Origin of the sequence: Micromonospora sp. NPDC005299 (assembly GCF_042872345.1) — a bacterium.
Classification (GTDB): domain Bacteria; phylum Actinomycetota; class Actinomycetes; order Mycobacteriales; family Micromonosporaceae; genus Micromonospora.
Window position 1 is genome coordinate 647129 of record NZ_JBIAKG010000001.1, and the last position, 17991, is coordinate 665119.

The 17991-nt window shown below is 74.0% G+C and carries 18 protein-coding genes; 6 read left to right on the forward strand and 12 right to left on the reverse strand.

Annotated elements, in window-relative coordinates:
• Nucleotides 1-137 precede the first annotated feature (137 nt).
• Together ACFYPD_RS03140 and ACFYPD_RS03145 are read left to right on the forward strand one after the other, a co-directional pair.
• Complete coding sequence (locus tag ACFYPD_RS03140) at nucleotides 138-776, forward strand: TetR/AcrR family transcriptional regulator (RefSeq protein WP_074472473.1); 639 nt, start codon at nucleotides 138-140, stop codon at nucleotides 774-776.
• A gap of 65 nt (nucleotides 777-841) precedes the next feature.
• Nucleotides 842-1069: a DUF3107 domain-containing protein gene (locus tag ACFYPD_RS03145; RefSeq protein WP_262282993.1), complete on the forward strand. Its 228-nt coding sequence runs from the start codon at nucleotides 842-844 to the stop codon at nucleotides 1067-1069.
• Nucleotides 1070-1149: 80 nt separating this feature from the next.
• Here ACFYPD_RS03145 and ACFYPD_RS03150 read toward each other — a convergent pair whose 3' ends face one another.
• Nucleotides 1150-1791, reverse strand: coding sequence for a ferritin-like fold-containing protein (locus tag ACFYPD_RS03150; protein ID WP_387108158.1), 642 nt, complete (start codon nucleotides 1789-1791; stop codon nucleotides 1150-1152).
• 297 nt (nucleotides 1792-2088) lie between these two features.
• Here ACFYPD_RS03150 and ACFYPD_RS03155 point away from each other — a divergent pair, with 297 nt between their 5' ends.
• Nucleotides 2089-3747, forward strand: a complete 1659-nt coding sequence (locus ACFYPD_RS03155) for a DEAD/DEAH box helicase (protein ID WP_387108160.1) — start codon at nucleotides 2089-2091, stop codon at nucleotides 3745-3747.
• 101 nt (nucleotides 3748-3848) lie between these two features.
• Nucleotides 3849-4997, forward strand: a complete 1149-nt coding sequence (locus ACFYPD_RS03160) for a class I SAM-dependent methyltransferase (protein ID WP_387108162.1) — start codon at nucleotides 3849-3851, stop codon at nucleotides 4995-4997.
• Here ACFYPD_RS03160 and ACFYPD_RS03165 read toward each other — a convergent pair.
• The gene (locus ACFYPD_RS03165) at nucleotides 4994-5425 is read right to left on the reverse strand and encodes a hypothetical protein (protein ID WP_387108165.1); all 432 of its coding nucleotides are present in this window, start codon (nucleotides 5423-5425) and stop codon (nucleotides 4994-4996) included. The genes ACFYPD_RS03160 and ACFYPD_RS03165 overlap by 4 nt on opposite strands.
• A gap of 193 nt (nucleotides 5426-5618) precedes the next feature.
• On the opposite strand from ACFYPD_RS03165, the gene ACFYPD_RS03170 reads away from it, so the two are divergent.
• On the forward strand, nucleotides 5619-6038 hold the full coding sequence (locus ACFYPD_RS03170; protein WP_151465319.1) for a helix-turn-helix domain-containing protein: 420 nt from the start codon (nucleotides 5619-5621) through the stop codon (nucleotides 6036-6038).
• Between the two features lie 8 nt (nucleotides 6039-6046).
• Here ACFYPD_RS03170 and ACFYPD_RS03175 read toward each other — a convergent pair whose 3' ends face one another.
• The 4 genes from ACFYPD_RS03175 to ACFYPD_RS03190 form a co-directional block, all read right to left on the reverse strand.
• Complete coding sequence (locus ACFYPD_RS03175; protein WP_387108167.1) at nucleotides 6047-7123, reverse strand: hypothetical protein; 1077 nt, start codon at nucleotides 7121-7123, stop codon at nucleotides 6047-6049.
• Nucleotides 7116-7346 (reverse strand): heavy-metal-associated domain-containing protein, encoded by a 231-nt coding sequence (locus tag ACFYPD_RS03180; RefSeq protein ID WP_387108169.1) that lies wholly within the window; start codon nucleotides 7344-7346, stop codon nucleotides 7116-7118. Before ACFYPD_RS03180 ends, ACFYPD_RS03175 begins: the two co-directional genes overlap by 8 nt.
• A gap of 109 nt (nucleotides 7347-7455) precedes the next feature.
• Entirely contained in the window at nucleotides 7456-9576 is a 2121-nt protein-coding gene (locus tag ACFYPD_RS03185; protein WP_387108170.1) for a RecQ family ATP-dependent DNA helicase, read from the reverse strand.
• Nucleotides 9512-11341 (reverse strand): BTAD domain-containing putative transcriptional regulator, encoded by a 1830-nt coding sequence (locus ACFYPD_RS03190; RefSeq protein ID WP_387108173.1) that lies wholly within the window; start codon nucleotides 11339-11341, stop codon nucleotides 9512-9514. Before ACFYPD_RS03190 ends, ACFYPD_RS03185 begins: the two co-directional genes overlap by 65 nt.
• Nucleotides 11342-11483: 142 nt before the next feature.
• On the opposite strand from ACFYPD_RS03190, the gene ACFYPD_RS03195 reads away from it, so the two are divergent.
• A complete protein-coding gene (locus ACFYPD_RS03195; RefSeq protein WP_387108175.1) occupies nucleotides 11484-12317 on the forward strand; it encodes a hypothetical protein in 834 nt (277 codons plus the stop codon).
• Between the two features lie 56 nt (nucleotides 12318-12373).
• Here ACFYPD_RS03195 and ACFYPD_RS03200 read toward each other — a convergent pair whose 3' ends face one another.
• The 6 genes from ACFYPD_RS03200 to ACFYPD_RS03225 form a co-directional block, all read right to left on the reverse strand.
• Nucleotides 12374-13123, reverse strand: coding sequence for an SDR family NAD(P)-dependent oxidoreductase (locus tag ACFYPD_RS03200; protein WP_387108177.1), 750 nt, complete (start codon nucleotides 13121-13123; stop codon nucleotides 12374-12376).
• An 88-nt stretch (nucleotides 13124-13211) separates the two neighbouring features.
• Nucleotides 13212-14327, reverse strand: a complete 1116-nt coding sequence (locus ACFYPD_RS03205; RefSeq protein ID WP_387108180.1) for a branched-chain amino acid ABC transporter permease — start codon at nucleotides 14325-14327, stop codon at nucleotides 13212-13214.
• On the reverse strand, nucleotides 14324-15214 hold the full coding sequence (locus tag ACFYPD_RS03210) for a branched-chain amino acid ABC transporter permease (protein ID WP_151464107.1): 891 nt from the start codon (nucleotides 15212-15214) through the stop codon (nucleotides 14324-14326). The genes ACFYPD_RS03205 and ACFYPD_RS03210 overlap by 4 nt, the downstream gene beginning before the upstream one ends.
• On the reverse strand, nucleotides 15211-15996 hold the full coding sequence (locus ACFYPD_RS03215) for an ABC transporter ATP-binding protein (RefSeq protein WP_387108182.1): 786 nt from the start codon (nucleotides 15994-15996) through the stop codon (nucleotides 15211-15213). The genes ACFYPD_RS03210 and ACFYPD_RS03215 overlap by 4 nt, the downstream gene beginning before the upstream one ends.
• The gene (locus ACFYPD_RS03220; protein WP_387108184.1) at nucleotides 15993-16736 is read right to left on the reverse strand and encodes an ABC transporter ATP-binding protein; all 744 of its coding nucleotides are present in this window, start codon (nucleotides 16734-16736) and stop codon (nucleotides 15993-15995) included. The genes ACFYPD_RS03215 and ACFYPD_RS03220 overlap by 4 nt, the downstream gene beginning before the upstream one ends.
• 3 nt (nucleotides 16737-16739) lie before the next feature.
• Entirely contained in the window at nucleotides 16740-17942 is a 1203-nt protein-coding gene (locus tag ACFYPD_RS03225; RefSeq protein ID WP_107076893.1) for a substrate-binding domain-containing protein, read from the reverse strand.
• Nucleotides 17943-17991: the final 49 nt, after the last annotated feature.

Consider the following 17991-nt stretch of genomic DNA (forward strand, 5'->3'; position numbering starts at 1 on the left):
GGTCGCCCCCGCTGAGGCTACCGTGTGGTGACAGTGGCGATAAGTTACAGCGGCGGGCCAATTCCGCGACGGGTTCACGAACCCGGACCGGTTCGGGTGATAAGTGCCGGCTCGTACAGAGAAACTCGGAGGTTCCCATGACCGCTGTGGGGAACGGTGCGCAGACCGCCGGCCGGCCCACCCGACTGCCCCGCTCGGCGCGCCGCAAGCAGCTGCTCGCGGCCGCTCAGGAGGTGTTCGTCGCGCAGGGCTACCACGCCGCCGCGATGGACGACATCGCCGAGCGGGCGGGAGTCTCCAAGCCCGTGCTCTACCAGCACTTCCCGGGCAAGATGGAGCTCTACCTGGCGCTTCTGGACACGCACTGCGACGCCATCGTGGCGAAGGTGCACGACGCGATGCGCGGCACCAACGACAACAAGGAGCGGGTCGGCGCCTCGGTGCGCGCGTACTTCGACTTCGTCGACCACGAGAGCGAGGCGTTCCGGCTGGTCTTCGAGTCGGACCTGCGCAACGACCCGGCCGTGCGGCAGCGGGTGGAGCGGGTCGAGCAGGGCTGCATCGCGGCGATCACCGACACCATCATCTCGGACACCGGCGTGAGCCGGGCGCACGCCGAGCTGCTCGCCTCCGGCCTGGTCGGCGCGGCCGAGACCGCCGCCCAGTTCTGGCTGGCCGGCGGCCGCCAGGTGCCCAAGGCGGAGGCCGAAGCGCTGGTCGCGGCCCTGTCCTGGCGGGGCATCGCCAGCTTCCCGCTGCAAGGTGAGTCAGCCTGAACATCGGGCCGCCAGATCGGATAGCCTTCCCACGGTGGCTTTTTCGCCCCAGTTGAGGAGGCACAGTGGAGGTCAAGATCGGCGTGCAGTACGCGCCGCGGGAGCTGGTCCTGGAGAGCGCGCAGTCGCCGGCCGAGATCGAGCAGATCGTGACCGACGCCGTCGCCAAGGGTGAGGGTGCCCTCTCCCTGACCGACGAGAAGGGCCGGCGGGTCATCGTGCCGATCACGAAGGTCGCCTACGTCGAGATCGCGGAGGCCTCGCCCCGCGCGGTCGGGTTCACCGTCCGCTGATCCCCGGCCGCCCGCCTTCGCGGGCTGTCATCCCCGGCCGGCCCGCCGTGGCGGGAAGCCCGTCACGGCGGCGCCCGGCGTCAGTTGTTCAGCCCCGCGGCGGTCATCCGGGCGGTGTGCGCGTCGGTCAGCCGGCGGAACAGCGCCGGCACGTCCACGCCCTCCCGGGAGATCAGCGCGGTGAGCGCGCCCCGGTCGGCGGCGGCGACCCGGCCCGCCTGGGAGAGCGCTTCACCGACCAGCCGCCGGGCCCACATGGAGAGCCGGTTGGCCACCCGGGGTTCGGCCTCGATGGCGGCGCGGATCTCGATGGCGGCGAACTCGGCGTACCGCGAGTCGTGGAGCACGTCGAGGATCAGCCGCCGGTCCGGCCCGTCGAGGCCGCCGGCGATCCCCCGGAGGAAGTCGTCGGTGATGGCGTCGCCCACGTACGCCTTGGTCACCGCCTCCGGCCAGTCCTTCGGCTCGGTCGAGTCGTGGTACGCCTGCAACGCCTCGACGTAGGGGGCCATGGCCTCGTCGGGGGTCACGCCGAGCGCGGTGATCCGGTCGGCGATCCACCGGTAGTGCGCGATCTCGGCGGCGGCCATCTCGCTCAGTGCGGCCCGGCGGCGCAGGTCGGGGGCGAGGCGGGCGTCGGCGGCCAGCCGGTCGAAGGCGAGCAGTTCGCCGTAGGCGACGAGGCCCAGCAGGTCGACCAGGGCGGGGTCGGGGGCGGACACGAGCGCAGGCTACCGCCCGGGCGCAAGAGCGGCCTTCCAGTGACCCAGGTCACACCGATCGCTCCCGGGGGCGATGCGGCCACCTGGAATCAGGACGGCCCCGATGCGGTTCAGGTAGGATGACACAGTTGCCGTGGGCACCGATTCGTTCAGCTCAGCTGATCAGCACCGGTCCCCGGCGCGCGTGCGGCCCGGTCCGGCTCGGCGTAACCGCCCCCGACCGTGTGGCCCGCGCAATACCGATCGCGCCCTGAGGACATGACGGGGCGCACCACGAGAGGGCACCCCCAAATCCATATGAGCGAGCAGATTCAGGGCCACGAACTGGCCCCCACCGCTCCGGTCCGTCCGGAAGCTCCCACATTCGCCGAGCTCGGCGCCCGTCAGGAGACCGTCGAGGCACTGGCCGCCGCCGGCATCACCCGCGCCTTCGCCATCCAGGAGTACGCGCTGCCGATCGGGCTGCGCGGCGTCGACCTGATCGGCCAGGCGCCGACCGGCACCGGCAAGACCCTCGGCTTCGGCATCCCGCTGCTGGAGCGCGTGTTCGCGCCCTCCGAGGGCAGCGACGGCGTGCCGCAGGCACTGGTCGTCGTCCCCACCCGCGAGCTGGGCCTCCAGGTCGCCAAGGACCTCGACGCCGCGGGCCGCACCCGGGGCGTCCGGGTGCTGCCGATCTACGGCGGCGTCGCGTACGAGCCGCAGATCGACGCGCTGCGCAAGGGCGTCGAGATCCTGGTCGGCACCCCCGGCCGCCTGCTGGACCTGGCCAAGCAGAAGCACCTCCGGCTCGACCGGGTGCACGCGCTGGTGCTCGACGAGGCCGACCGGATGCTCGACCTGGGCTTCCTGGACGACGTCGAGAAGATCCTGGCGATGCTGCCGGAGGACCGGCAGACCATGCTCTTCTCGGCCACCATGCCGGACCCGATCGTCGCGCTGTCCCGGCGCTTCCTGCGCCGGCCGGTGACGATCCACGCCGGGCACACCGCCGAGACCGGCCCGTCGCCGCAGACCCAGCAGCTGGTCTACCGCACCCACTCGATGAACAAGGTCGAGATCGTGGCGCGCATCCTCCAGGCGGAGGGTCGCGGGCTGACCATGATCTTCACCCGGACCAAGCGGGCCGCCGACCGGGTGGCCGAGGACCTCGACTTCCGCGGTTTCGCGGTCGCCGCCGTCCACGGCGACCTGGGTCAGGGCGCGCGGGAGCGGGCGCTGCGGGCGTTCCGGGCCGGCAAGATCGACATTCTGGTCGCCACCGACGTGGCGGCCCGCGGGCTCGACGTCACCGGCGTCACCCACGTCATCAACTACGACTGCCCCGAGGACCAGGACACCTACACCCACCGGATCGGCCGCACCGGCCGGGCCGGGGCGTCCGGTGTCGCGGTGACCTTCGTCGACTGGGACGACATGCCCCGCTGGCGGATCATCGACAAGACCCTCGGGCTCGACATGCCCGAGCCGCCGGAGACCTACCACACCTCCGCGCACCTCTACACCGACCTGGACATCTCCCGGGACGTCAGCGGCACCCTGCCGACCGCCGAGCGCACCCGCGCCGGCCTGTCGGCCGAGGCCGAGGAGGACCTGGGCGGTGGCCGGTCGCGGCGCGGCGAGCGCGGCCCGCGGCGCGGCGACAGCCGGGGCGAGAGCCGGGGTGACGGCCGGGGCCGGGAGCGCCGCCGGGGTGGCGACAGCGACGCCGCCGGTGAGCGCACGGCCACTGAGGCGTCCGCCGAGGAGGGCACCCGCAGCCCGCGCCGCCGGCGCCGCCGGGCCGGCGAGACACTCGCCGGCGAGCCCACCGCGGTGATCTCCACCGAGGGTGGCGCCGAACCGGCCGCTTCGGCCGTCGAGGGCGAGTCGGCCGCCAAGCCGCGCCGCCGCCGGCGCCGCCGTGGTGGCGGTGGCGGTGGCACCGGTACGCCGGCCGAGGCGACCGCCGACTGACCCGCGAGACATCCGACGTCCCCCGTACCGGTCATCCGGTGCGGGGGACGTCCCCGTTCCACCCCGGCCGTTGGGCCGAGCCCGTCGAGGAAGAGGAAGCCATGCCGGAACCGTTGGACGCCGCGCTGAGCGAGGTGCGGGCGCTGCTGCTCGACCCCGCCCTGACCCGGGCCGTCGCCGCGGGGCGTCGCCGCGGCCAGCGTCCCTCGGTGGTCCGCGCCGAGCTGCGTCCGGTCACCCTCAAGGGCGGCCCCCGGCTCCAGATCTCGACCTCCGACGGGGCCCGGCCGTACACCCGGAACGTGGCCCCTGGCGCGGAGGCCGACGTGGCGGTCGACGCGCTGCTGGCCGAGCCCTTCGGCAACTGGCACGTGGAGACGGCCGACAGCACGCTCCAGCTCCGGGTGACCAAGTCGGGCGAGGCGCAGGTGCACCGGGCGGCGGCGAGCCGGCCGGCGCCGGAGCCGGGGGGCCACGACCGGGCCAAGGACTGGCTGCTCGACCCGGGCGACCCCATCTTCGCCGAGATCGGCGGCTCGGCGGCCAAGCGCCGCCAGGTGGACGCGTTCCTCCGGGCGCTGGCGGCCACCCTGCCGGACGACCTCACCGGGCCGCTGCGCGTGGTGGACCTGGGCTGCGGCAACGCCTACCTGACCTTCGCGGCGCACCGCTACCTGACGCAGCGGGGCCTGGACGTGACGCTGGTCGGGGTGGACGTCCGCGAGGACCAGCGCCGGCGCAACACCGAGCTGGCCGAGCGGCTGGGCTGGGCCGACCGGGTGAGCTTCGTGGCCGGCACCATCGCCGACGCGCAGGTCGAGCCGGCCCCGGACCTGGTGCTGGCGCTGCACGCCTGCGACACGGCGACCGACGAGGCGCTGGCCCGCGCGCTGCGCTGGGGCGCCCGCTGGGTGCTGGCCGCGCCGTGCTGCCACCACGACGTGGCCGCCCAGCTCCGGGCCCGACCCGCGCCGGCGCCGTACGAGTTGCTCACCCGGCAGGGCATCCTGCGCGAGCGGTTCGCCGACGTGCTGACCGACGCGCTGCGCGCCGGCCTGCTCCGGCTGCACGGCTACCGCGCCGAGGTGGTGGAGTTCGTCGACTCCCGGCACACCCCGCGCAACCTGCTGATCCGGGCTCGGCGCACCGGGAGCGCGCCGACCGACGACCAGCGCGCCGAATATCGCCAGCTCGTCGACCAGTGGGGCGTGACGCCCCGGCTGGAGACGCTGGTCGCCGACCGCCCCTAGCGGCGGCGGTCGCCCCGGTTCCGCTCACCCCGCTCGAACGCGGGCACCCGATCGCCGGGCCCCCGGTTGGTGGACCGGTCGGCCTCCTGCGACAAGGTCGGGAACGGCACCACCGTCCCCGACTCGTCGCTGTTGCCGGCGGCGGCGAAGGCGTTCCACGAGATGTCGACCAGCAGGCGTTTCAGCTCGGCGTGCCGGACGGCGGCGTTGCGCTGGAGCGCCATCCGGACGCCCAGCACCACGCCGGCCAGCGTCGTGGTGATCGCCCCGGTCGCGGCGATCAGGTGCACGCCGGTCGCCGGATCGCCGAGCACCGCCAGCACCAGCAGCCAGATCCAGAAGCCGAGGGCGAAGACGCCGGCCTTGGCCACGAAGAAGAGGCTGATCGCGCCCGGACGGTGGGGCACGGGACGGTCCGGCTCGGCCATGCTGCTCCTCGTCGTCGGCTATTCGCTGCTCAGCGGGTGCGTCGAGTTTAGTTGACGGCTCACAAGTGTCGATGCCCTTGGCGGTCCCGCCTACGGGACCTTCCGACCGATCAGTCAGTTACTAATCCATGCGGGCGTACTAGGCTCGGGGCCCAGAGTCGGGTGCTCCGGCGGAAAGGGACAGACCCCGGAGATGGGCTCCGCAGAGGTTTCGCCGCAGATGGCCTTCGCGCGCTTCGTGCGACGCGCCATCGATGACGCCCGCGAGGAGCGCGGCTGGACGGTGACCGATCTCGCCACGCACACCGGGGTGGGGCGGTCGACCGTGTTCCGCTGGCTGGCCGGCGACTGGCAGGACTACCCCGAACTGGCCAAGGTGCGCGGCTTCTGCGCCGCCCTCGACCTGCCGGTGGCGGCCGCGTTCCGCGCGCTGGGCCTGCCCGACGCCGGCGCCGTGCCGCGCCGCCGGGGCGCCGAGGACGGCCCGGTGGAGGCCGACGTCCGGGTGATCCTGGAGCGGCTGGCCGACCCGAACGTCCCCGCCGAGGAGAAGCACCACATCCGCGACCTGCTCCGCTACCTGGCCCGCCGCCCGGTCCGCCGGGCGGGCTGAGGGGTCGCTCAGGCCACCGTCACGGTGAACGCGGCCGTGCGCACCACGCCGCCGACCTGGAAGTCCAGGAACATCCGGTAGCGGCCCGGCCCGGGCGCGGTCAGCCAGAAGGTCACCGCGTCCCCGTCCCGCACCGGCTCGGGGTGCACGTGCAGGTAGCCGAGGTCGCCCTCGCGGAGCGCGACCAGGTGGCCGTACGCGCCGAGGTAGGGCTCCAGCGGCGCGGCCGCGCCGTCGGATCCGGTGACCCGGAACCGCAGCGGCACCGACTGCCCCACCGCCGGGGTGCCCGCGTAGCCGACGGTGAACCCGTCGACCGTGGTCGAGGTGGCCGGGGCGGGCAGCGGCCGGGGCGCGTACCCGCCGGGCGCGGCCAGGTCGGCGCCGAGGACCACGGCGGTCTGCCGGCCGTCGTCGGCGACCGCGGTGAAGTCCGCGTACGCCCGCCAGGCGCCCGGTTGGGCCAGGGTCAGCGGCACCGACCAGGTGCCGTCGGCGGCCATCGTCGGGTGCAGGTGCTGGTAGCCGGTGAGGTCGCGGCGCACCACGATGAGGTGCATCGGCTTGTCGTGCACGACGGCGAACCGGGTGACCGCCCGCCGCCGCTCGTCCCTGATCTGGAACCGCAGCTCACCGGCCTTGCCGGGGGCGAACTCCACGCTCGACGGGGCGAGCGTGTAGCCGCCCGAGCTGATCGACAGGCCGGCCGCGTCGCCGTCGCCGCCCTGGGTGACGGTGGCTCCGCCGTGCGAGTGCGCCCCGGTGCCGGGGGCGTGGGTGTGCTCCCCGGCCACCGCCCCGGCCCCGGTGCGGGCTGGAACCGGTGGCGGGTTCAGCCGGCCGAGACCGAAGCCGAGCAGCACGGCGAGCACCAGCCCGCCCACCACGAGGGCGAGCCGCAGCGTCGCCAGGTCCACCCCGACGGGCCCGTTCGGGGCGGGCGCGCCGGCACGGGCCGCGGAGCCCGCCAGGTCGGCCCCGGGCGACGACCCGCCCGGCCCGGCCCCCGCCACGTCAGGCCCGGCCGGCAGGTCGGTGCCGGGCGGTGGCGCTTCGGCGCCGGCGAGGGGCGGTGACTCAGGCAACGCCGGAGGCCAGCTCGTAGCCCGCCTCGTCAACGGCGGCACGGACGGAATCGACGCGCAGCGGGGCGGCGCTGGTGACCGTGGCCGTGCCGGCGGCGAGATCGATCCGGACCTCCTCGACGCCGGGCAGGGCGGACAGCTCCTCGGTGACCGCCCGGACGCAGTGTTCGCAGGTCATCCCGGTGACGGCGTACGTCTGGACGACGGGTCGCTGCTCGGTCATGCGCCCACGGTACCGCCGTCGGGCGCCCGGCCCGCCGACGGTCCGCCGACGGTGGCGGCGCTCGCATTCCCGACTGGTCGGGAACTTTCCGCGCCCCGGGTGCGACGGTTCAGCCGGCCACCGCGAGAGCCAGCGGCAGCACGTCGGGCGCGCCGGCCCGGCGCAGCAGCCGGGCCACCATGCTCATGGTCCAGCCCGAGTCGACCAGGTCGTCGACGAGCAGCACCGGCCCGTCCAGCCCGGGCAGCGCGTCGGCCAGGTCGGCGGGCACCGCGAAGGCGTCGTGCAGCGCGCGTACCCGTTGGGCGCTGTTGCCGCGCGGCCCGCCGGGCCCCGACGGGCCGGTCGGGTCGACCCGGCCGAGCAGCGGCAGCCGGCCCACGGCGGCGATCCGCTCGGCGAGCGAGCCGACCAGCAGCGGCCGGGTGCGGGAGCCGACCGCGACCACCCCGACGGGGCGGCGCGGCCACGGGTCGTCGCCGTGCGCCCACGCCTTCAGCACCTCGACCACCGCCGCCACCACGTCGTCGGGGACCGGGCCGTCCGCCGCGTCCGGCCCGACCAGGCCGCGCAGCCGCCCGCCCCAGCCCAGGTCGGACAGGCGTCCCACGGCCCGCCCGGGCAGCGCCTGCTCCGCCGGGGGGATGCGCCCCTTCAGGGGTACGCCGACCGCCTCCAGCCCGGTCGGCCAGAGCTTCTTCGGCGCGATCTCCACGCCGGGGCGGCCGAGGAAGGTCTGCGCGGCGGTGAGCGCGGCGTCGGAGACCTCCGGGCCGAACAGCGGGGCGGCGCAGTTGTCGCACCGGCCGCAGTCCCCCGCCCCGGCGTCGTCCAGGCACTCCCGCAGGTAGCGCATCCGGCAGCCGGGCGTGGCCGCGTACTCCCGCATGGCCTCCTGCTCGGCGGTGCGTGCCTGGGCGACGCGGCGCAACCGGGCCTCGTCGTAGACCCAGGGTTCGCCGGTGGCGAGCCAGCCGCCGCGCACCCGGCGGACCGCGCCGTCCACGTCGAGCACCTTGAGCATCAGCTCCAGCCGGGCCCGGCGCAGGTCGACCACCGGTTCGAGGGCCTGGGTGGAGATCGGCCGCGCGGTGTCCAGGGCGGCGAGCACGGCCCGGACCTGCTCCTCGGGCGGGAAGGCGAGCGAGGCGAAGTACCGCCAGATCGCCGCGTCCTCGACGCCGGGCAGCAGCAGCACCTCGGCATGCTCGACGGCCCGGCCGGCCCGGCCGACCTGCTGGTAGTAGGCGATCGGCGAGGGCGGCGCGCCCAGGTGGACCACGAAACCGAGGTCGGGCTTGTCGAAGCCCATGCCGAGCGCGCTGGTGGCCACCAGCGCCTTGATCTTGTTGTCCAGCAGGTCCTGCTCGGCGGCCCGCCGGTCGGCGTCCTCAGCCTGGCCGGTGTAGGCGGCCACCGACCAGCCCCGGGCGCGCAGGAACTCGGCGGTCTCGCCGGCCGCCGCCACGGTCAGCGTGTAGATGATGCCGGAGCCGGGGAGGTGGTCCAGGTGGTCGGCGAGCCAGGCCAGCCGGTGCGCCGGGCTCGGCAGATCCAGTACGCCGAGCCGCAGCGACTCCCGGTCGAGGGTGCCGCGCAGCACCAGAGCGTCGCCGAGCTGCTCGGCCACGTCCTGGGTGACCCGGGCGTTGGCGGTGGCCGTGGTGGCGAGCACCGGGGTCCGCTCGGGCAGGTTGGCGAGGAAGGTGCGCAGCCGGCGGTAGTCGGGGCGGAAGTCGTGCCCCCAGTCCGAGACGCAGTGCGCCTCGTCCACCACGAGCAGCCCGGTGGTGGCCGCGAGCTTCGGCAGCACGCCGTCCCGGAAGTCGGGGTTGTTGAGGCGTTCCGGGCTGATCAGCAGCACGTCCACGGCCCCGGCGTGGATCTCGGCGGTGATCTCGTCCCACTCGTCGAGGTTGGCGGAGTTGATGGTGCGGGCCCGGATGCCGGCCCGCGCGGCCGACTCGACCTGGTTGCGCATGAGCGCCAGCAGCGGCGAGACGATCACCGTGGGGCCGTGCTCGCCACCCTCCCGCAGCAGCGCGGTGGCCACGAAGTAGACGGCCGACTTGCCCCAGCCGGTGCGCTGCACGCAGAGCACCCGCCGCCGGTCGACCACCAGCGCCTCGATGGCCCGCCACTGGTCCTCGCGGAGCCGGGCGTGCTCACCCGCCAGCCGCCGCAGCACCGCCTCGGCGCGTTCCCGGACGGCCATCCGATCCTGACCCATCCGGCATTTCTACCAGGCGCCCGGCCCTGCCGACGTCTTCCGGGTCGGGCGGAGGGAGGAAGACGAGGACGTCGCGGAGGGAGTCGGTGAGCGCCGCGGGGAGCTGGCATCGGGCGCCGAGGTCCTCCATCGAGCCGAACGGACCGCGCACCCACCGTTCCGTCACGACCTGCCGGCCCTGTGCGGCAGTCACCCCGGGGAGCCCGGCGATCACCTGCTCCGCCACCGCGTTGACGTCCACCAGCCCGCCGTCGTCGAACGTGCGCGCCAGGTCCGGGCGCCCGATGCGCAGCTCGTGCCGGGCCGCCGGGTAGTGGTGCAGCAGGTAGCGAGCCTGCTCCCGGCGGAGCCGGCGCTCGTCCACCGGCCGCCGGCCCGCCCAGCGGCGGGTGAGCCAGCGCAGAAGCCACCCGTTGAGCAGGATCGCGTGCAGGAGACCGACCAGCCAGCTGACCAACCAGGCGAGGATCAGGAACCCCTCGGCGTCCGTCACCTCGTCCGGGTCGCCCTCGCCGAGGACGAGGACGAACGTCACCCCCAGGCCCAGGTAGTAGAACGCGGCCAACGCGTTGGGCCAGCTGCGTCGCCAGATCGCGTAGCAGAGCACCACCAGCCAGGTGAGCATGCCGAAGGAAGCCAGCACGGCGAGGGCGCTCACGATCGTGGCGACGACGCCCAGCCAGGTCGGCGTCGGCCGGGACGGAACGGACGGGTTCGCCGGCGGCGCCCAGGGCGGCGTACCGGGTGCCGGCGCCGCCAGCGCGGCGGGGACCAGGGGCGGCCAGGCGGCCGGCGCGGCAGGCGTCCGTTGCTCGGCGACGACCGGTGGGACGGACGGCGGCTGCTCCGCGACGACCGGTGAGGCGGACGGCGGCTGCTCCGCGACGACCGGTGAGGCGGACGGCGGACGGCTCGCGCCGCCGATGGCGGCCGCGGCCGTCGGAGGCCCGGCCGGCGACTCGGCGGGTGGGTCCGTCGCGGGACGGGGGGTCGGCAGCAGTGTCGGATCGGAACGCAGGATGCGGTGGTGCAGGTTCTGGAGGGCCTCGCCGGGCTCGATGCCGTACTCCTCGCGGAGCAGGTCGGCGAAGTCCCGGTAGGCGGCCAGCGCCTCGGCCTGCCGCCCGCTGCGGTGCAGCGCCAGCATGAGCTGGTGGCGCAGCCGCTCCCGGACCGGGAACTCGGCCACCAGCTCGACCAGCCGGCCGACCAGCTCGCCGTGGCGGCCGCCGGCCAGCTCCAGCTCGATGCGCGTCTCCAGGGCGACGGCCCGCAGCTCCACCAGCCGGTGCCGGGCCGCGTCGAAGTACGGGCCGGCGAAACCGGTGAACGGCTCCCCCTGCCACCGCTCCAAGGCGGTGGTCACCTCGGCAAGCGCATCCTCGGTACGCCCGGCCGCGTGCCACTGCCGGGCCCGCTGCACCTCCCGCTCGAAGCGGACCGCGTCCACCGCCTCGGGTAGGATCCGCAGCAGGTACCCGGCGTCGGTGAGGGTCAGCACCTGTCCCGGCGTGCGCGGCGACCGGTCGGGTTCGAGCACCCGGCGCAGCCCCGCCACGTACTTCTGCACCACGTTCGGGCCGTTCGCCGGGGGCTCCTCGGGCCAGACCGCGTCGACGATCTGTCCGGTCGGGACGGGACGGCCCGCGGCGAGCAGCAGCACGGCCAGCACGGCCCGCTGCTTGCCGGGGCCGAGGTCGAGCGGGCGGTCCGCGTACCAGGCCCGTTGCGGGCCGAGGATCTCGAAGCGCAACGCCTCTGACATGCGAGTTTCCGCTCCTGTACCCCCCGGCCGCCCACCGCGGCGGCCCACGGCAGTCGGACGGCAGCATAGCGGCAGCGGGACGGCCGTGGCTGCCTGCCAGAATCCCGGTGCAACAGCCAACTGGGAAAGTGAGTTAATCGAGATGACGCAGCGTACCGGTACCGCCGCGACGTTCCGGCGGGTCGCGGGCCTCGCGACCGCCGTGCTGGCCGCCACCGCCCTGTCCGCGGGGTGCGGCACCGGCGACGGCGCCGCCGAGGGCGCCGGATCCACCCCTGGCGCCTCCGCGTCGGCCGACCCGAAGGCCACGCTGCTGGCCGCCGTGCCGGACGAGAAGGACGCGGCCTTCCGGTTCTCCACCGTCTCCGGCGCCGACAAGTTCACCGGGGTGGTGGACCCGGCCGCGCACGCGACCGAACTGAGCATGTCGCAGAAGAACGAGGACCCGGAGTTCACCATGGGCATGACGTTCCGGGTGATCGACGAGGACCTCTGGATGCGGGTGAAGCTGACTGGCATCGCCGGTCTGCACGACATGCTGAAGCTGCCGAAGCGCTGGATGGCGCTGGACCGGACCAAGCTGGACGACGCCTCGGAGGCCCCGGTCTACGACGGCGCCGACCCGGCCAACACCGCCGCGATCATCCGGACCGCGGACACGGTCGAGGACAAGAGCAACGGGACCTACACCGGCTTCGCCAACCTGGCCGACAACGCCGACGTGCAGGACGCGGTGGACGGGGTGGACGTGGCCGCGCTGGGTGAGGCGGCGAAGAAGGTGCCGTTCACCGCGGTGGTCGGCCCGGACGGCAACCTCACCTCGCTCACGCTGGAGATCCCGGCCGCCGGCAAGCAGAAGGCCACGAAGCTGGTCACCCGGTACTACGACTTCGGCAAGGCGCCGAAGCTCACCGCGCCCGCCGGGGACCAGGTGCAGAAGGCGCCGACGTCGGCGTACGAGCTGCTGAACGGCTGACCCGCGACGCGAGGAGGGGCGGCGGCCACACGGGGGGCCGCCGCCCCTTCCGCGTCTCAGCGGCCGAGCACGGAACCGCCGTTGACGCCGAGCACCTGGCCGGTGACGTAGCCGGCGGACGGGCCGACCAGGTAGCGGACGGCCGCCGCGATGTCGTCCGGCACACCGGCCCGACCGATCAGGGTGGCGGCCACCCGCTTGGCGTGCCCCTCCGGGGTCATCCGGTCGCCGAAGAACTCGGTCTCGGCCACGTATCCGGGGCTCACCACGTTGACCGTGATCTGTTCCGGACCGAGCTGGGTGGCCAGGTCGTACGCCCAGCCGTGCAGCGCGGCCTTCGCGGCCGAGTACGGCCCGGCCCCGCCCCGCTGGGCGGCGATCGAACTGAGCAGCACCACCCGGCCGCCGGGTCGGCGCAGGGCGGGCAGCAGCGCCTCGGTGAGCAGGACCGCGGTGAGCACGTTGGCGTCCAGGTTGGCCCGCCACCAGTCCGCCACGTCGGCGAGCGTCCCGGTCGGCCCGCCGAGATAGCCCCCGGCGTTGTTGACCAGCGCGTCGACCGTCCGCTCCCCGACCGCCTCGACCACCGCCGAAACCTGCGCCGGATCGGTCAGATCAGCGGCCACCGCGGTAACGGCACCAGCCCGCCCCGACGACTCCCCCATCCGCGAGGCGGCCTCGGCGAGAACCTCCCCCCGCCGCCCGACGATCACGACGTCGTACCCGTCCAGAACGAGCCCTTGGGCGACGGCGGCCCCGATCCCGGTCCCACCCCCACTGACCACGGCGAGCCTGCTCTCTCCCATGACCCCTCCCCCGTTGATCAAGAACTTTGCGTCATCCTACGGCGGATTTCCGACGCAAACTTCTTGATCAACACCGGGGGTGGAGGGGTCAGCGGCGGCGGAGGGCCGTCGTCAGGGGGGTCAGGCGGGTGCGGAGGCTGGCCAGGCCGCCGGGGAAGAAGTACACCGCCAGGATGAACACCGTGCCGAGGACGAACAACGGCTGGGACAGGGGGTGGCTGAGGAACGCCGGGAGGCTGTTGACGGCGTCGCTGGTGCCGAAGGCGGTGAGGCGGTGGTCGAGGTACATGTAGAGGATGCCGCCGAGCACCGGGCCCCAGCGGGTGCCGGGACCGCCGAGCACCACCATGACCAGCAGCGACAGGGTCAGCTCCGACGAGGTGACGTGCGGGCTGGCACCGCCGACGATCAGGCAGTAGACCACGCCGCCGGCCGTGGCCAGGCCGCCGGCCAGGGTGAACGCGACCAGCTTGAACCGGTACGGGTCGAGCCCGAGCACGCCGATCCGCCGCTCGTCGTCGCGCAGCCCGGCCAGCACCCGCCCGGTCGGCGAGCCGCTCACCCGGTGCACCACGAGGACCACCAGGGCCAGGTACGCCAGGGCCAGCCAGTAGAGGTTCACCGTGTTGGTGACCCCGACCAGGGCGGCCGGCAGCCCGGAGACGTCCAGCGGCAGCCCCTCCTCGCCGCCGGTGAGCCCGCCGAAGTCCCGGGCCACCAGGATCGCCCCGACCTGGGCAAAGGCCAGCGTCACCATGGCGAACGCGATGCCGACGGTGCGCAGCGCGACCGCGCCGAGCAGCGCGGCGAGGATCGTCCCGCCGGTGACGGTCAGCAGCGCGGCCTGCCAGAGCGGCAGCCCGGCCCGGGTGACCAGCACGTCGGTGCCGTAGACGCCGGCGGCGAAGTAGAGGGCGTGCCCGAAGGAGAGCATCCCGGTCCGCCCGAAGAGCAGGTCGTAGCCGGCCGCCAGGCCGCCGAAGACCAGGCAGATGGCGAGCAGTTGCAGGGTGCCCGGCGAGTTCAGCGGCCCCTCGAAGATGCCCGGCAGGTTGACCGTGGAGTACGGCAGGATCGCCGCCACCACCAGGGCGACCAGCGGCGCGTACGGGCGCAGGCCGTGCCAGCGGGCGTGGCCGGGGGTCAACTCGTCGGGCACCGCCGCGGGCGGCGCCGCCACCTCGGCGCTCTTGACCTCGGTCATGCGTGAGCCACCTTTCCGGCCAGGCCCTGCGGACGCAGCAGCAGCACCACGGCGAGCAGGCCGACCACGCAGAGGTCGCCCAGGCCGGACGTGCCGTAGTAGTTGACGAACTGTTGCAGCAGCCCCACCGCGACCGCCGCGTACGCGGACCCGACCACCGAGCCCATGCCGCCGATCACCACCACGATGAACGCGAAGATCAGCAGCGAGCCGCCCTGCCCGGGCGAGACGGTGCCGAAGTAGACCGAGCCGAGCGCGCCGGCCAGCGCGGCGGCCGCGCCCCCGATCGCGAAGACCAGGGTGAACGCCTTGCGCACGTCGATGCCGAGCGCGGTCACCATCTCCCGGTTCTCCACACCGGCCCGGATGATCAGGCCGTACCGGGTGAACCGCAGGAACGCGAGCAGCGCGCCGAGCACGACCGCGGCGGCAACGATCAGCAGGAGCCCGGCGTTCGGCACCTGGGCGCCGAGCACCGAGGTCACGTCCCGGGTCCAGCCGGGGCGCGGGAACGGCCGCGCGTCGGCGCCCCAGGTGGCCTGGAGCAGCGCCACCCCGGCCAGCGACAGGCCGACGGTGACCAGCACCTGCTCGATGGTGCGGGAGTAGAGCGGCCGGATCAGCACCAGCTCGACCAGCACCGCCACCGCGGCCCCGGCGAGCACGCCGAACGCGACGGCCACCACGAACCCGAGGCCGTCGGAGCCCGCCCCGGGCAGGTTGCCCGCCGCCCACCACGTCGCGTACGCCCCGACGCCGAGGAAGAGGCCGTGCGCGAAGTTGAGCACGTCGGCCAGGCCGAAGACCAGGGAGAGGCCGGAGGCGACCAGGAAGTAGAGCGCGGCCAGGCCCAGCCCGGTCAGGGTCAACAGGATCACCGTGCTCACGCCGAGCCACCCTTCGTTCGCGACTGCGGGGCTCGCAAACCCGGCTCGCTCCTCGCGCTCACCGGCGCCTCCGAACCGACACCCAGCAGCGACCTGGTCAGCGCGGTCTCCAGCAGCAGTTCCTGCGCATCGCCGGTCCAGGCGACCTGGCCGGCGGAGAGCACCACGGCGTCGCGCGCCAGTCGCCGCACCACGGCCAGGTTCTGCTCGACCAGCAGCACCGGCACGGATTCCGCGACCCGTTCCAGCACCTCGGCCACCTCGGTCACCACCTTCGGCGCCAACCCCTTGGTCGGCTCGTCGACCAGCAGCAGCCGGTTGTCGTTGAGCAGCACCCGGCCGATCGCGAGCATCTGCTGCTGCCCGCCGGAGAGCGAGCCGGCCCGTTGCCGTCCGCGCCGGTCCAGCTCCGGGAAGAGGGCGTAGACCTTCTCGTACGCCGGGGTGGTGCCCCGCCGCTCGGCCAGCCGCAGGTTCTCCGTGACGGTGAGCCCGGCGAAGACGCAGCGGTCCTCCGGCACGTAGCCGAGCCCGCCGCGGACCAGCCGGTGGGTGGGGCGGGCCAGCAGGCTCTGCGCGCCCATCCGGACGGTGCCGCGCACCTCGCCGTTGCGCGGGGTGAGCCCGACGATCGCACGCAGCGTGGTGGTCTTGCCGACGCCGTTGCGGCCGAGCAGCACGGTCACCCCGGTCGGCGCGACCTCGAACGACACCTCCTGGAGGATGTGCAGCCCGGCGATCCGCACCGACAGGTCCTCCACACTCAGGACAGGTTCGGTCACAGCGCCTCCCCCAGGTACGCCTCCTGCACAGTGGCGTTGGCCATCACCGTGTCCGGGGTGTCGCAGGCCAGCAGCGCGCCGTGGTGCATCACGGCGATCCGGTCGGCCAGCTCCAGGATCACGTCCATGTGGTGCTCCACCATGAGCACCGACCGGCCGCTGTCCCCGGTCAGCGACTTGATCACGCTGACCAGCTCGGGCACGTCCTCGGCGCTCACGCCGGCCATCGGCTCGTCCAGCAGCATCACCCGGGGCTCGCCGGCGAGCAGCAGGGCGATCTCCAGCTTGCGCTTCTCGCCGTGGGCCAGGGTGCCGGCCAGCGCCGTACCCCGGTGGGCGAGGCCCACCCGGTCGAGCGCCGCGTCGGCGGCGGCGGCCACCTTCCGGTCGGCCGCCGCTCGCCGCCACAGCTTCATCGAGCCACCCCGGTGCGCCTGTACGGCGAGCCGGACGTTCTCCCGCACCGTCAGCGACCCGAAGACCGAGGACGCCTGGAAGGTACGCCCCAGCCCGAGACGGGCCCGCCGGTGCGGGGGGAGTTCGGTGACGTCCGCCCCGTCCAGCAGGATCCGCCCCTCGGTGGGCCGGCGCAGGCCGGTGATCAGGTTGAACAGGGAGGTCTTGCCGGCGCCGTTCGGCCCGATCACGCCGAGGAACTCCCCGGGCGCGAGGTCGAGGTAGACGGAGTCGACGATGGCGACCTCACCGATCCGCCAGGTCAGACCGCGGGTGGCGAGCACTGGTCAGCCCTTCATCTGCGCGACCGGCGGCGCGCTTTCGTCACCGGTCAGGGTCTTCTGCGCGGCGGCCGTGAAGGCGGTGCCGCTGCCGGAGAGCTTCGCCTGGTACATCGGCTGGAGCAGCGCGTGGTCCTCGGCGCGGATGGTCATCTTGCCCTTGACGCCGTCGAACTGCCAGCCCTCCAGCGCCTTGATCATCTTGTCCACGTCGTCGCCACCCTCCTGCACGGCGCGGACGACCATCTGGGCGGCGGCGAAGCCGTCCGGGTGGAACAGGTCAAGCGTGCCGCCCGGGATCTTCGCCTTGGCGGCCTTGGCGGCCTCGGTGTCGCTGGCACCGTCGAAGTAGTGCGACAGGAAGGAGATCTTGCTGCCGGCCGCGCCGAAGGTGGGCCAGGAGGCGCGGATGTCCAGGCCGGTGACGACCGTGGTGGAGGAGAGCACGCCCTGCTGGTCGAGGGTCTGCCACATGGCCGGGGCAGTGGTGCCGGCCCAGGCGACGAAGAGCAGGTCCGGCTTGGCGGCCTTGATCTGGCTGGCGAACGGGGTGAACTCGGTCGCGCTGGCCGGGGCCCGGACGCTGCTCACGGTCGCGCCGGCACCGCCAATGACGGCCTTGACGGCGGCCTCGTTCGCGTCACCGAAGGCGCCGTCCTGGGCGAAGACGACCACCTTCTTGCCGGCGGCGTCGCCGATGAAGGACTTGGCGGTCACCACGTCCTGGTACGACTGCCGGCCCGAGCGGAAGGTGTACTTGTTCGCGCCGGTCACCGCGTCGGTGGCGGCCGGGCCGGAGATGAACAGCACCTTGTTCTGCGCGGCGATCGGGGCGACCTGGAGGGCCACGCCGGACGAGGTGGACCCGGCGATGATCTTCGTGCCCTTGCCGATCAGGTCCTTGGCCGCGGAGACCGCCTTCGCCGGGTCGCCCGCGTCGTCGACCTCGGTCAGCTCGACCTTCCGGTCGCCGACCTTGCCGGTGCCCTTCGTGGCGAAGTCGAGGCCGGCCTTGAAGCCCTCGATGTACTGCTTGCCGTAGCTGGCCAGCGGGCCGGACTGGGAATACACGAGGCCGACCTTGACCGGTGCGGCGTCGCCGCCGCCGGAGGCGGTGTCCTGCGGGCTGCCACAGGCCGTGGCCGCGAGCGCGGCCGCCATCACCGTGGCGGCGGAAAGGAACACCCGTCGCGTGTGCCGGATCGTCATTGCGACTCCAGGTGGGACAGGGGAAGTGTCAGTTGTCGGCTCACGCTAG